At 60.1% G+C, this 13,582-nt stretch carries 14 protein-coding genes; 6 read left to right on the top strand and 8 right to left on the bottom strand.

Going from position 1 to position 13,582, the window contains the following annotated elements; genetic code table 11:
• Positions 1-176: 176 nt before the first annotated feature.
• A complete protein-coding gene (locus ACSOSP_RS21215; RefSeq protein ID WP_455312893.1) occupies positions 177-1,061 on the bottom strand; it encodes a LysR substrate-binding domain-containing protein in 885 nt (294 codons plus the stop codon).
• A 152-nt stretch (positions 1,062-1,213) separates the two neighbouring features.
• On the opposite strand from ACSOSP_RS21215, the gene ACSOSP_RS21210 reads away from it, so the two are divergent.
• Positions 1,214-2,323, top strand: coding sequence for an alkene reductase (locus ACSOSP_RS21210; RefSeq protein ID WP_455312892.1), 1,110 nt, complete (start codon positions 1,214-1,216; stop codon positions 2,321-2,323).
• A 161-nt stretch (positions 2,324-2,484) separates the two neighbouring features.
• On the opposite strand, the gene ACSOSP_RS21205 is transcribed toward ACSOSP_RS21210, so the two are convergent.
• Positions 2,485-3,846 carry an epoxide hydrolase family protein gene (locus ACSOSP_RS21205; RefSeq protein ID WP_455312891.1) on the bottom strand — a complete coding sequence of 454 codons (1,362 nt, stop codon included), beginning with the start codon at positions 3,844-3,846 and terminating at the stop codon, positions 2,485-2,487.
• A gap of 455 nt (positions 3,847-4,301) precedes the next feature.
• Here ACSOSP_RS21205 and ACSOSP_RS21200 point away from each other — a divergent pair, with 455 nt between their 5' ends.
• On the top strand, positions 4,302-5,003 hold the full coding sequence (locus ACSOSP_RS21200; RefSeq protein ID WP_455313742.1) for a FadR/GntR family transcriptional regulator: 702 nt from the start codon (positions 4,302-4,304) through the stop codon (positions 5,001-5,003).
• Between the two features lie 7 nt (positions 5,004-5,010).
• Positions 5,011-6,423, top strand: a complete 1,413-nt coding sequence (locus ACSOSP_RS21195; protein ID WP_455312890.1) for an FAD-binding oxidoreductase — start codon at positions 5,011-5,013, stop codon at positions 6,421-6,423.
• A gap of 75 nt (positions 6,424-6,498) precedes the next feature.
• Here the strand turns inward: ACSOSP_RS21195 and ACSOSP_RS21190 are convergent, their stop codons facing one another.
• Positions 6,499-7,506, bottom strand: a complete 1,008-nt coding sequence (locus tag ACSOSP_RS21190; protein ID WP_455312889.1) for a ketopantoate reductase family protein — start codon at positions 7,504-7,506, stop codon at positions 6,499-6,501.
• A 2-nt stretch (positions 7,507-7,508) separates the two neighbouring features.
• A complete protein-coding gene (locus ACSOSP_RS21185) occupies positions 7,509-8,294 on the bottom strand; it encodes a class II aldolase/adducin family protein (protein WP_455312888.1) in 786 nt (261 codons plus the stop codon).
• 263 nt (positions 8,295-8,557) lie between these two features.
• Here ACSOSP_RS21185 and hpaR point away from each other — a divergent pair, with 263 nt between their 5' ends.
• From hpaR to ACSOSP_RS21170, 3 genes are all read left to right on the top strand, one after another.
• Complete coding sequence (gene hpaR / locus ACSOSP_RS21180) at positions 8,558-8,953, top strand: homoprotocatechuate degradation operon regulator HpaR (protein ID WP_455312887.1); 396 nt, start codon at positions 8,558-8,560, stop codon at positions 8,951-8,953.
• A gap of 540 nt (positions 8,954-9,493) precedes the next feature.
• Positions 9,494-9,709: a type II toxin-antitoxin system HicA family toxin gene (locus ACSOSP_RS21175; protein WP_455312886.1), complete on the top strand. Its 216-nt coding sequence runs from the start codon at positions 9,494-9,496 to the stop codon at positions 9,707-9,709.
• A 45-nt stretch (positions 9,710-9,754) separates the two neighbouring features.
• Positions 9,755-10,171 carry a type II toxin-antitoxin system HicB family antitoxin gene (locus ACSOSP_RS21170; RefSeq protein ID WP_455312885.1) on the top strand — a complete coding sequence of 139 codons (417 nt, stop codon included), beginning with the start codon at positions 9,755-9,757 and terminating at the stop codon, positions 10,169-10,171.
• Between the two features lie 415 nt (positions 10,172-10,586).
• Here the strand turns inward: ACSOSP_RS21170 and ACSOSP_RS21165 are convergent, their stop codons facing one another.
• From ACSOSP_RS21165 to ACSOSP_RS21150, 4 genes are all read right to left on the bottom strand, one after another.
• A complete protein-coding gene (locus ACSOSP_RS21165; protein WP_455312884.1) occupies positions 10,587-10,880 on the bottom strand; it encodes a hypothetical protein in 294 nt (97 codons plus the stop codon).
• Between the two features lie 241 nt (positions 10,881-11,121).
• Positions 11,122-11,937, bottom strand: coding sequence for an alpha/beta fold hydrolase (locus ACSOSP_RS21160; protein WP_455312883.1), 816 nt, complete (start codon positions 11,935-11,937; stop codon positions 11,122-11,124).
• Complete coding sequence (locus tag ACSOSP_RS21155) at positions 11,934-12,968, bottom strand: M14 family zinc carboxypeptidase (protein WP_455312882.1); 1,035 nt, start codon at positions 12,966-12,968, stop codon at positions 11,934-11,936. The genes ACSOSP_RS21160 and ACSOSP_RS21155 overlap by 4 nt, the downstream gene beginning before the upstream one ends.
• Positions 12,969-13,043: 75 nt before the next feature.
• A complete protein-coding gene (locus ACSOSP_RS21150; RefSeq protein WP_455312881.1) occupies positions 13,044-13,487 on the bottom strand; it encodes a hypothetical protein in 444 nt (147 codons plus the stop codon).
• Between the last annotated feature and the right edge of the window lie 95 nt (positions 13,488-13,582).

Below are 13,582 nucleotides of genomic sequence, written 5' to 3'. Positions count from 1 at the left end.
TCCAATGTAAGGCTGAGCGTACCCGCTGCTCAGCGACATCGGAATGATAGGGATCAGGGCGGTGAAGATAAATGGCTTCGGCTTCCGATCATTTCGGACATCTGAGTCCGCTGCCACGACAGGCGTGATCAGCCACGACGGCGCAAGCTCGCACCCGGCACACCACCTTGTTCGATCTATATCCGCAGATTCGCGCTGACATAGTCGATGAAAACACGCAGCTTGGGAGAGGCGTAGCGGCTTGCCGGCCACAAGATCCAGAAGGTGACGGTCTGGTCGATGAAATCACCCAGCACGATTTGCAACGCACCGCTCGCCAGCGCATCGCGCACGAGGAAGGTTGGCAGCAGGGCGAAGCCCTTGTCCTGAAGCGCGAGATAGCCGAGGACTTCAATGGTGTTGCTGACGAAGGTTTGCGGTAACTCAGGCTCGGCTTCCGATGCAGCGAGCCGGAATGGCCAGCGTTCCAGCTTGCCGGTGACGGGGAACTTATGCAGCAAACAGGCGTGCCGAACGAGTTCGGACGGGTGGGTGGGAACGCCATGTTGCTTGAGATAGCCGGGCGAGGCGACCAGTACCTGTCCGCAGGAACCCAGCCGCCGCGATACCAGCCGTGAGTCAAGCTGCTCGCCCGTGCGAATGACTGCATCGAAGCCTTCTTCGATGATATCGACCATGCGGTCGGAAAAATCGACATCGATTTCGATATCCGGGTATTGCGTCATGAAGCCGTCCAGCGCCGGCATGATCAGGCCGGACAGTTGCGGCGTGCTGATCCGCAACCTGCCGCGAGGGCTGCCGACAGCGCCGGAGAGTTCGGCTTCCGCCGCTTCGAGCTCACCCAGGATGCGCCGGCACCGTTCCAGGAACAAGGTGCCTTCGGCCGTCAACGTGATGCTGCGCGTGCTGCGGTGAAAGAGTCGCACGCCCAGGCGATCCTCTATACGCGCAATACTCTTGCCGATCGCCGACGACGATACGCCGAGCAACCGTCCCGCCTCGGTAAAACTGCGCGTCTCCGCCACCTGCACGAAAATCGAAATACCACTGAGGCTATCCATTGCAGCGTCCCGGGATAAATTAAAGACATTTGTGTCCGATATATTCGGAACCTTAGCCCATTTTTCTTTTGCCGGTCGGTCCATACACTCTCCTCAAGGTTAAAAACCCGCTGTTGATCGAACTTCATCAGCCACTGAATCTTGAGGAAATCATGTCCAAACTTCACTCCAGCATCAAAGTCGGTCCTTACGAATTTGCCCATCGCGTGGTGCTCGCCCCGCTTACCCGCATGCGCGCCGAAGAAGGCGCGAAGCCCGGTCCGTTGATGGCCGAGTACTACGCGCAGCGTGCTTCAGAAGGCGGCTTCCTGATCGGTGAAGCGACCATCGCTGCGCCCAACGGCAACGGCTACCTGGGTGCGCCCGGCCTCTACGACGACAGTCAGATTGCCGGCTGGAAGCAGGTGACCGAAGCCGTGCACGCCAAGGGTGGCCGCATCTTCCTGCAGCTCTATCACGCCGGCCGCCAGTCCAATAGCCAGTTGCAGCCGGGTGGCGCTCAGCCGGTAGCGCCTTCTGCCGTGCCGCATGGCGGCGTCGCCTACACCGAAGCGGGATGGGTCCCGAACACGCCGAGCCGCGCGCTGACGATTCCCGAGATTGCCGATCTGGTCGAGAGCTTCCGCACAGCAGCCATTCGCGGCAAGCAGGCCGGCTTCGACGGCGTTGAACTGCACGCCGCCAACGGTTACTTGTTCGATCAATTCCTGCAGGACGGCAGCAACAAGCGCACGGATATCTACGGCGGTTCGTTCGAAAATCGTGCCCGCTTCCTGATCGAAGCGACGCAAGCCGTGATCTCGGTCTGGGGCAGCGAACGCGTGGCTGTGCGCCTTGGGCCGAGCGGCACTTGGGGCGATATGTCCGACAGCAACCCGGAAGGTCTCTTCGCTTATGTGGCAGAGGAACTGGCCAAACTGAATCTGGCCTACCTGCATTTGATCGAACCGCGTGTGCTTGGCAATGTGGATGACGACAGCAAGGATCAGAACCCGGTTGCCGCGCAATTGATTCGCAAGCACTACAAGGGCGTGATCATTGCCGCTGGCGGCTTCAAGCGCGACACGGCCGAAGCCATCGTGCAGGCGGGCGACGCCGATCTGGTCGCATTTGGCCGCGACTTCATCGCCAATCCGGATCTGCCTGAACGCCTGCGCCGCCAATTGCCATTGAATCCGTATGACCGTCCGAGCTTCTTTGGCGGTACGGACGTCGGTTATACGGACTATCCGTTCTATGACAAGGATACGGTCGCAGCGTAAGCGGGAGCGCATGGTGAACTCAATCACCATGCGCATTTCCCTCGCGCCGCGCTATTGGCTGGCGCTTGGGACGCCTTCACGCCACCCGACCGGCCCCTGAAGCCAGCGATGAAAAGGCTGCATCGGTTCGGCGGCGGGATTGTGCGCGCAACCTGTCCTTGCTACTGCGCTTTCGTGACCGATTGACGCACTGGCTTGAACGCCGCGCGCAACTCCTGCGCAAAGAGTTGCGGCTGTTCCCAGGCCGCGAAGTGACCGCCTTTGGAAACCTGGTGATAGTAGTACAACGAAGGATACGCCTGCTCGCTCCAGCTCTTCGGCGCACGATAGATCTCATGCGGAAACACGCTGATCGCCACGGGGACCTTGATGTCCTTGGTCTTCTGCGCGACGGAGCTGAAGTTGTTGTTGTTATTTTCCCAGTAGAACCTTGACGACGATGCCCCTGTGTTGGTCAGCCAATAGAGAGTGATGTCGTTGAGCATCTCATCCTTGCTCAGGACGCGCTCGGGCACCCCGCCGCTGTCGCTCCACTGCGCAAACTTCTCATACATCCAGGCCGCGAGGCCCGAAGGCGAATCCGCGAGCGAGTACCCGATCGTCTCCGGGCGCGTGACCATGAGGGCGCCGTATGCCGCGTTTCTGCCAAAGAACGTGCTCAGCGAATCGAATGCTTCCCGCTCGGGACCTGCCAATCCGGCCGGAGCCGGGGCGCCGCTATTGATGGCCGTCACGAGGTCGCCCGGAACGGTAGCCGGCATGTTGAGGTGAATCGCGAGGAGACCGGGGGGCGCCTGACGGGCCAGCGCATCGGAAATGACGGAGCCATGGTCACCGCCCTGCGAGACGTACTGGGTGTATCCGAGGCGCTTCATCAGCACGTCCCACGCCTTTGCGGTACGGTCGGGTCCCCAGCCCAGGTCCTTGGGTTTGCCCGAAAAGCCATAGCCTGGAATCGATGGAATCACGACATCGAATGCGTCTTCCGGACGTCCTCCATAAGCCACGGGATCGGTCAATGGGCCGATCGCCTTGATGAACTCGAACGTCGAACCCGGCCAGCCATGAGTCAGGATGATCGGCAACGCATTGGGGTAGCGCGAACGGACGTGGATGAACTGGATGTCGACCCCATCGATGTTGGTCACGAACTCCGGCAGCGCATTGAGTTGAGCCTCGGCCTTGCGCCAGTCGTAATCGGTGCCCCAATAGCGCACGAGCTCCTGAACTTTCGCCAGCTGGATGCCCTGCGAATCGTCCTTGACGGTTTCCTTGTCCGGCCACCGCGTTTCCGCGATGCGCCTGCGCAGGTCGTCGAGTTGTGCTTGCGGAACGTGAACCTGAAACGGGCGAATGCTGTCGTCGATGGTCGCGCTCGCCACCGGAGCACTCGACACAGCATCGGCGGCGTATGCGGGTTGCAGATAGCCTGCGCAGGCGAGCAGGATAGCGCCGATCGCCATCGTGAATGCCCTGCTGGCGCTGTTACGGAAAGACGCGGCCGGACGGTCTGTTGCAAACATGGATGCTCTCCTATGAACTTGATGTACGGAAAGACAGTCGCGAACGATCTCGGTCATGTGCTCGCTTGGCAGTACTGTGTTCGGCGTATGTATCCGGGATTTGTCGATCTCCTGCCGATTTATGTATTTTTGTACCTGGCGGGAATCCAGATACGTTGGGACACAACCGAGTGCTCTATCTCGGCTGTAAGGCGATATGAATTTTTTGGAGGCGTTGGGCGACCGAAAGCACAGCGTAGGGAACGGAGCGTTCGCACTATCATCGAATCGCATTCCTGCGACCAAGGCTGACCTCAATAGCGCCCTGGGTAGCGATCCTGACGGCCTTGATCGCTTCGTTTGCCATTCACGCGCCGAAAGTTTTCATATAACATGCAAACCGGATAACCTAAAAATGACGGCCCGGACTTTACGTGACAAAAGCGCTAACCCTGACCCAGCAAGTCGCCCAGCAAATGACCGGCGATATCCGCGACGGGGTTTACCCGGTCGGCACCAAGCTCCCGTCCGGCAAAGATCTGGCTGCGCGCTTCGGCGTCAGCCAGTCGGTCATCCGTGAAGTGACGGAGCGCTTGCGCTCGAATGGCCTGATCGACAGCCGCCAGGGCGCGGGTTGTACGGTGAAGGCGCGTACGGAAACAGGCGGTTTCCGCGTCCCCCACGCGGTCGGTGCGGATCGGGCGGACCTCGCAGACGTCTACGAGCTGCGGCTCGACCTGGAAGGCGCAGCAGCGGCGCTGGCTGCCGTGCGCCGGACTGAAGCTGACGTCGACGCACTGGCGGCCATTCTCAAATCGCTCGCCGATCACCTCTACACCCCGGACCACGCGGTGGAGCTGGACATCGCGTTCCATGTCGCGATCGCCGATGCCACCCACAACCGCTACTACGTCGATCTGCTCCAGTACCTGAACCTCCAGATCCGCCAGGCCGTGCAGACGGCCCGCACGCATTCGCTCGCGCGTCAGCGTCTGCCTGACGAAGTGCACCGCGAACACGTGCGCGTATTCGAAGCGATCCGTGCGGGCGATCCTGTGGCCGCGCGCATCGCTGCAACCTCGCATCTGCAGAACGCGGCCGCCCGCTTGAACCTCACGATTCCTGGCCGCGAAGCACTCACCGGCGCGGCGAACCTAAGCTCCCTGACGAACACGTGAACGATAAATGACCGACCTCTCTTTCCCCCGCCGCCTGATCGACAAGCTCGGACCTGACGCTGTCATCGTGACTCCTGACGAAATCGCACCGTGGCTGTCGGACTGGCGAGGCATGTACACCGGCCACGCCCAAGCGGTTGTGCGCCCATCGAGCACAGACGACGTTGCTGCAGTCCTCGCGCTCTGCACGGACGCTCGTGTGCCGGTCGTGCCGCGCGGCGGCAACACGGGCCTGTGCGGCGGCGCCACGCCTGATGCCAGTCCCGCAAACGTGATCCTGAGCCTGGACCGGATGCATGCAGTTCGCAGCATCGATACGATCGGCAACACGATGGTCGCTGAAGCCGGCTGCATTCTCGGCAACCTGCGGCGGGCAGCAGCGCAAGAACATCGCCTGCTGCCGCTCAGCCTCGCCGCCGAGGATTCTTGCCAGTTGGGCGGCAATTTGTCGACGAACGCGGGCGGCGTCAATGTCGTGCGTTATGGCATGACGCGGGAACTGGTGCTCGGACTTGAAGCCGTCCTGCCGAACGGCGAGATCTTTCACGGCCTGCGCACGCTGCGCAAGGACAACACCGGTTACGACCTGAAGCAATTGCTGATCGGCGCGGAAGGGACGCTCGGCGTCATCACCGCTGCGGCGCTGCGGCTGTATCCGCGCAACGACGTGCGCGTGGTCGTGCTGGCGGCCGTGAACTCGTCGCAACAGGCGCTCGATCTTTTCGAACTCCTGTTCGAACGCGGCGGCCCGCGCATGCAGGCGTTCGAGTTCTTCACGGCCGAATGCCTGGACATGGTGCTTGAACAAGTCGATGGCATGCGCGCGCCGTTCGCCGAACGTCATCCGGCTTACGTGTTGATCGAACTAGCCGATACCGTCGATGAAGCCGCGTTGCGCGAGCTTGTGGAAACGGTGATCGGCGAGGCGCTTGAACGCGAGTTGTGCGTGGATGCTGCGGTATCCGAATCAATTGCGCAGGTGAACAGCATGTGGCGGCTCCGGGAGGAAATCTCCGAAGCGCAGCGTGCCGATGGTCCGCATGTGAAGCATGATGTCTCGCTGCCGATTGCTTCCATTCCCGCGTTTATTGCTTCGGCGGGAGCGCGCATCGACAAACATCACGCGGGCGTTCGCCTGATCGTGTTCGGTCATTTCGGCGATGGCAATCTTCACTACAATCTCTCTCGCCCGGTGGGCGCACCACGCGATTTCTTCAAGCTTCACGGAGAGGGCTTGACGGCGGAGGTGCTGGACGAAGTGGCGCGATATGGCGGCAGCATCAGTGCCGAACACGGCATTGGACAACTCAAGCGCGAGTATTTCAGCCGCTATAAAGACCCGCTGGAAATCCGCCTGATGCGCGAAATTCGAAAGGTCTTCGATCCTCACGGCATCATGAATCCGGGCAAGATCTTCTGATGAGAACACGGGCGCCCGCAGAAGGCGCCTCTTCGCGAACGCACTGGGACTGGCGTTGACCGGAAGGGTCCATGCCTAGCGCGTCGGTGCGCCGGCATGGCGGGCCAGATTGGCATTCAACTGCCCGGCAAGCCCATACAGCACGCTAAGAAACGGCGCCGGGATTCCAGCCTTCACCGCCAGCTCATGAGGTGCACCCAGGATCGCTTCTATCTCCAGTTGACGGCCTGCTTCCACGTCCTGGAGCATCGATGTCTTGAACGCGCCAAGCTTGCGGGTTTGCGCGTTGCGCGCCTGGGTAGTCATGTTCAGTTCGATCCCGATCTCCTCGCCTATGCACCGTGCCTCCTCCATGATCGCGACGACAAGCTGCGCCGTCAGCGGGTCATCGAGGATCACGTCGGCGGTCGAACGGGTGATCGCGCTGATGGGATTCATGGTCATGTTGCCCCACAGCTTGGCCCAGATATCGCTGCGAATCTGGCTCGATGCCGTTACGTCGAATTGAGCGAGGCGGAGCAATTCGATAGCGCGAGCCGCGTGATCGGTGACCCCCGCAGCGGCGGGACCGACAATAAGCTGGTTGCCATTGCCCTTTTTAATCACGCCAGGCGCGGCGATTGACGAGGAAAGATGCACGACGCAGCCGGAGACCTGCGACGGCGGCAGCGCAGACGATACAACGCCTTCCGGATCGACCGATTCGAGCCGTTGTCCTTCAAGACGTCCGCCAAACGCGTTGAGAAACCACCAGGGCACGCCGTTCATGGCCGAGACAATATGCGTGCCTTCGTTCACCAGCGGCGCCAGTGATTGGGCTGCCTGTATCAGCGCCGGCCCTTTGAGGCAGATGAACAGCAGGTCTTGCGCGCCGAGCGTGCCGGGCTGATCGGTCGCGTTGATAGTGGCGACATACCGGTCCTCGCCCTCCACGACGCTCAGGCCATTGCGTTGTATGGCGTCAAGATGCGGCCCGCGCGCCAGCAGGTTCACTGCTACGCCGGCACGCGCCAGGCGAGCCGCGACGATACCGCCAATGGCGCCCCCGCCAACCACGGTGATCTTGATGGCTTGTTGATTCAAATCTATCCCCTGTACGAAGTGTCGATGCGATCGACGCGTCGGATAAGTGCGGCAAGGACATTCTCCCCAGCGCCATGCGCAGGCGAAAATTGTAGCGAATCCCGCGTGGTGCTTTTCACGATTTCATCGCTGATGGGCAGCGTATTTCCGCGCATGGAATGCGTGACGACCTGAATCTCGCACGCGCGGTTCAGGGTCCAGAGCAACGCGAACGCGTGAGCAAGCGTGGTTCCATGCGCGAGCAGCCCGTGGTTGCGAAGGATCAGCAGGCGCTTGTTGCCCATGGAGCTCAGAAGCCTCGACTTCTCTTCGTCGTGGACCGTGATGCCCTCGAACGGATGGTATGCAACCATGTTGTGCAGCTGGGCGGAGTAGAAGTTCGTGTACGACAAACCGTCCTCCATGCATGCAACCGAAAGCCCGGCGGTTGTATGAGTATGCATGACGCAATGTGCGTCTTCCACATGCTCGTGAATGGCGCTGTGAATGACGAAACCCGCAGGGTTGACCGGGCAATCCGACGGACTCAGGATCCTCCCGGTCAAGTCGATCTTGATCAGGTTGGAAGCAGTGACTTCGTCGTAAGCCAGTCCGAAAGGGTTGATCAGGAAGTGCTTGTCCGGTCCGGGTACTCGCAACGTAATGTGATTGAAGATCAGCTCGGTCCAGCCGAGCATCTGGAACACGCGATACGTTGCGGCGAGCTGGAGCCTGGCCTGCCATTCGTCAGGCGAACACCAGGCGGGTGCGGGCGGCGTGTTTCGTTCGTTACGTTCGGAAGCGGTCACAGGGTGTCTCCTCAGACTACTGAAGCAGGTGCAGTCAGTTGGGTCAAGTAGTCAGCAAGTGCAAACATAATCACTGTTCTCGTGTATAAAACACTAACATGTGAGTATTGTGCTGCTTGATATCATTGAGGGTCAATAAATTCCCTTATGTTCCTGGGTTTTCCCTAGCCATTCTCCGGGTGCTTCCTTGGCCCGGCCGCTCGTACTTTTTCTCCGCCATGTCCGCAAAAGCCACTACTCGAAAGCTTCATCGAAACCTGCCGATGCTGTTGCTGCGCGCACGAGAAAAGATGATGGAACGGTTCAGGCCGTTGCTCACGGAGAACGGGCTGACTGAGCAGCAATGGCGCGTGATTCGCGCGCTCACCGAAAACGGCCCAATGGAGCCGCGCGAGATCTCCGACATCTGCACCATCTCCAGCCCGAGCATGGCGGGCGTGCTGGCTCGAATGGAGGCTCTGGAGCTCATTACGAAGGAGCGTTTCGCCGATGATCAGCGCAGGATTTTGGTGTCATTGACGAAGAAGAGCGTTGGCCTTGTCCGCGTGATCTCGAAGGATCTCGAGGCGCGATACCGGGAGCTGGAGCGCACGGTAGGGCCGGAAGTGGTGGAGCGCGTCTACAGCGCGATTGACGATTTGCTGGCGGGTCTTGAATAACAGATGAGTTTTATGCGTCCGGATTTGTTTGGCGGCGGATGGCGCTCGTTATTTTCAAAGCGCACAAACCACGCCCGCGCCGGGCACTTATACAGACACGATTACCGCCGCGATCAGCTTTTGAAACTGCATGGCGATTGAGCGGCTGATCCAAGGGCTAAAGCCAGGGTCTGTGAGGAGCGTCAGAAAGCTGCGGAACGAAGCCGCAAGGACATTGAAGAGGCAGCGGATGCGCGCACGAAGGTGACAACCGCCGCCATCAAAGCGCTCTCGATTGAAGAGAGACGAGAGTTAGCGGCGGAATATCTCGCCGATGGCGGGAAGGGCGACACCTACAACTTGGAGACGGCGACATTCAAGAACGTCATCGAGCGTACCCATTTCATCGGTGTACGCATTGCGTGCTCCCTTCGTTGTCGTTGTCTCTGACCAAAGTAGTATGCGTTCACGGAATGAAGCGTAAGGGGTTCGTCATATTGTTTTTACACACTCAAATACACATTTTTCTTTGGTTTTGCCAGAAGTGTGGATAGAATACACATGAGCACTACAGGGACCACGATGGATTCAAAAGCAGTGATTCGGATGCTTGAACAAGACGGTTGGGTTCTGGCGCGCATAAAGGGGAGTCACCACCACTTCAGGCACCCCGCCAAGCCGGGGACGACAACGGTGAAGCACCCCGACAGAGACATACCGATAGGGACGCTGAAAAGCATCGAGAAGCAAGCAGGCTTGAAACTCGCTGGCCGGTAAAGTCAGCGGGGATTTTTACCCTTCACGTTCAATGGAGTGAACATCGTGAAATTTCCCGTCGCAATCCATAAAGACCCCGGCAGCAGCTACGGCGTGAGCGTGCCCGATTTTCCCGGTTGCCACTCAGGGGGCGACACTATCGAGCAAGCCCTTGAAAGCACGCTCGAAGCAATCGAAGGATGGGTCGAGACTTCCATCGAGGCAGGCGACGAAGTACGGTTCGAGCCGAGCGCCATCGAGGCCTTGCGCGCGGACCCGGATTATGAGGGCGCAATTTGGGCCTTCGTAGACGTTGATCCGGCAAAGTTCGACGTCAAGCAGGAGCGCGTCAATATCAGCTTGCCGCGCTTCGTGCTCGTTCGCATTGACGCACACGCGGCCAAGCATCGGCAGACGCGTAGCGGCTTTCTAGTGAGCGCTGCGCTGGATGCAATCAACGCTGAAGCGGCGAGCCATGCGTAAGCCGGTCGCCCGCCGTATCGACGTAGCGGGCCAACCAAAACAGAAGACGTTTCGATATTTGACATCGCAGACTAACTGCGAAACGAAACCGAGCGCCTTCGGCCCGCCAAAGCCGCCGCGAACCGGATTGGTTCGGAACGCGATCGGGGAAAACGCAGCGGTCATGCGGGGCATTGCGGCGGACCCGGATAACCCGGAATGGACCAGAGAGGGAATGGCGCAAGAGCGCACATTCTCGCTTGCCGAGCGATTCGCGATCATGCGTGATGCCATCGAGGGTAGGCGGCAAGCCCGCGCCGCACAGACGAAAGCCCGGCGTGATTGAGGCTTCCGACCTGATGTGCGGGCGCAGGTACGTGTTAAATACGCTAAGGATAGCCTAGTATCGAGGCTGGAAGCCTGCTCGAACGGATGCCTAGAAGTCCACCATCCACGCCTTGGATTGCTTGTTGACGCGAGTGGTGGACTCCACCGCAGAGGTAGGCTGGACGGGATCGAGAGTGATGAACGTGATGTCGTAAGGCTGGCCATGCGGGCACGATACGCCAGGCTTCGCGACGACCGCGGCCTCGGCGTCCAACTGGATCACACAGCTTCCCCGCACCACCAGGCTGACCGATAGCGTAGTCAGTTCCGTGGGTGAGACATCCGATGCAAACACGCCGAGCATGATGGCGGTGAGCGCGAATATTTTATTTATTTGCCGCATAGGAAAGCCAAATGATGATGTCGTTGGTGCGCAGGTGTCCTGTTTGCGGCACACCGAAAGGTGCCCGAATTCACCCTCCTGAACCGCTCTCTAATGCTATCGGCACCTGGGCGCGAGACTTTAGCGGAAGTCCGCGGAATAAGCCTTCCAGCCGGTTGCGGCGATCGTTTGATGTGTTCTTACTTGGCCGCATCCGGTTCAAGCCGAACGTGGTGATACCGCTGTCTCCCGGCCCGGTCCACTAGAGAACCGAGCCTCGATCGGACACAACCGGCGGCTCGTGCGTGTGTTCTTGCAGGGTACGCAGCCAGTTGGCAATCGCCTTGCTCGTCCAGACGGGATCGTCGTGAGGCAGGTCGTGGCCGGCCCACACATGCATCGCGCGCGCAGCACCCCAGCGAACCGCTACGCGCGTGGAGCAGACCGGATCGACCAACCGGTCCGCCTTCGATGAAAGCAGCAGCGTAGGGCAAGCGGGCGCCTCATAGGCGGCGCGAAAGCGCGCCGCCGCCCACAGTTGGCGCAGACCGTTCGCCGCGCTCACTCCGGCGCTTTGCCTGATGGCGGCCCAGGCGGTGATGTCGGCAGACTGGGTATCCAGCCGGTTGCACGTCAGGTCGTGGATGATCGTCTCGCACTTCATGGCATCCGCCCATGAAGCAGCGACGCGCATGAGAGCAGGCCAGATTTGGGGTCGAAGACGCTCGTTCATGGCGCTGTGCGGCCGCATGCTGGTGTTGATCAGGACCAGCCGTTCGACCTCGTCCGGATAGCGCTGCGCCCAGCTGGTCGCGACCATGCCGCCCAGCGACATGGCGACCAGCCGATACGGCGGCAACAGCCCAGCGTCGGCCGCACGCGAGCGGACGAACTGCACCATGTCCGCCACGTTGAGCGGGGCGCTCAGCGCATTCTCGCGGCCGTTCCCGGGCAGATCGATGAGCGCAATGTTGTTCGCACTGCCGTCAAAATCTACTTCAACGCGCAGTTGTTCGGGAAACGATCCCCAGTGGCGACCTTCGCGCGTGAGTCCGCGCAACAAGATCCACGTGCTCATTGTGAGGATGTGCGCTGCCAGTGTTCCATGGCGCGCTCGAGGATCTGTTTTCTGACGTCCCCCTTGGGGAGCCATCTATTCGATGCAAACGCCGCACGGGTCAGGAAATCCAGGAAGTTGGCGTGACGGCGCAAGACGCGTTCAACCCGGTGCGCCTTGACCGGATTGAACATGCCGAGGCGGGAAAAGATCTGGCTGGGGTTTTTCCTGATCCAGCGCCAGGAGCCCAGTTCCAGCGTCATCGGCAGGAACACGTTGGGCGCGGGTGTCTGGTCATACGCGCAGTCCCAGAGGTCGCCGTGAAGCAGGTATTGATGGCTTTGCGGTTCAAACGCGTAACCGTGATGCGGATATGCCTGTTCGAACATGGTCTTGAGCTGGTACATCTCGGGCAGATGGGGCATTTGTTGCCTGGTTCGCGCATAGGGGAACCAGATGCTGTCGCCCCAGCCGTAACCTGAATGACAGTCGAGTGCAAGGCTCAGCGGGCGTGTCATCAACTCCTGCTTCACGACATCGAGCAAGGCTGCGCTCTCGAGTTCCAGGGAACCCTGGACCGGACCGCGATACCAGGGCAACCACGAACCAATACGCTGACCGCCCGCCAGGAAGGGGACGCGTCCTTCAGCGCTTTGAGGGGCATTGCGCATCAGGTCGACGCCGTTCGGATTCGAGCGGGTCTGTGCCCACATGCCACCCGGATTCACGATGGGCATGAAGACCAGCCGTACCGAGCGCAATTGTTCGTGGAGCAGTTCGTCCCATTCGAGACGCCGAAGCAGCGCGCGCATGTAATCGAGGATCAGCTGTGTACCAATGCGCTCCAGGCCGTGCACGCCGCCAAAAAAGCCAATGGCGGGCGCTTTTGGATCGTTCGATCCGATCGCCGCGGTAAGAATTGGGAAGGAGTGTCCGCCGGCGCGCACTTCGCCCACTGTGCGTGATTCGAAGCGCGCGCAGCCGGCCGCCAGGATGGCATTGAGGTCATCGAACTCCGCGAAGCTTGCGGAGGTTATGCTTAATGGTCTCATGCCCGCGGCCTGTTTTTCGATGCATCTTCAGGCGGCCGGAAACACTATTGGCCGCCTGAAGACGCTTGGGGTAGCTCAGGACTTGCCTGGCCTTCCTGTTTTGACTGTCTCCACAGCGGCGACAGCCGCAGTGAGTTGCTCTAGGTTAGCGCGCTCAAGTATGAGCAAACCTGCCCGCAAGAGCTCGCCTTTTTTGACGTGCACGCCATTGGCGAGGCATTTTTGCTTCAGGAGGCCGATTTTGTCGTAATCGGACTTGGGCATCGTAAAGCTGTCACGGACGACCTTCTCTTTTTTCGGCCGTTTGACTTTCTCTTCGGCGGCGACCGACTCGGCGGGCGCTGCTTTAGCCTTCGATTTGGCTGGCACTTGCACCGCCTTGCCTTCGCTTTCCTTTGCCGCCTCGACCGCTGCCTTGGCGATTGCCTTGCGTTTGCTTACTGCCGGCTCGGCCGTTTCTGCAGTCTTGGGGAAATGAAAAGCCTTCTTGCTCGGGGCCTTCGTAGAGGGTGCGGGCATGGAGTCTCCAGATGAGTAAAGGTATAAACAGTATATACGCTTTTTTGAGACGGCCCGCGCGAGGGTTTTCGAGGGGCGGTTCTATATGCGGTTGG

It is taken from the genome of Caballeronia sp. KNU42, from assembly GCF_053760385.1.
Note: the sequence above shows the minus strand (reverse complement) of the source record. Positions and strands in the feature narration are given on the sequence as shown.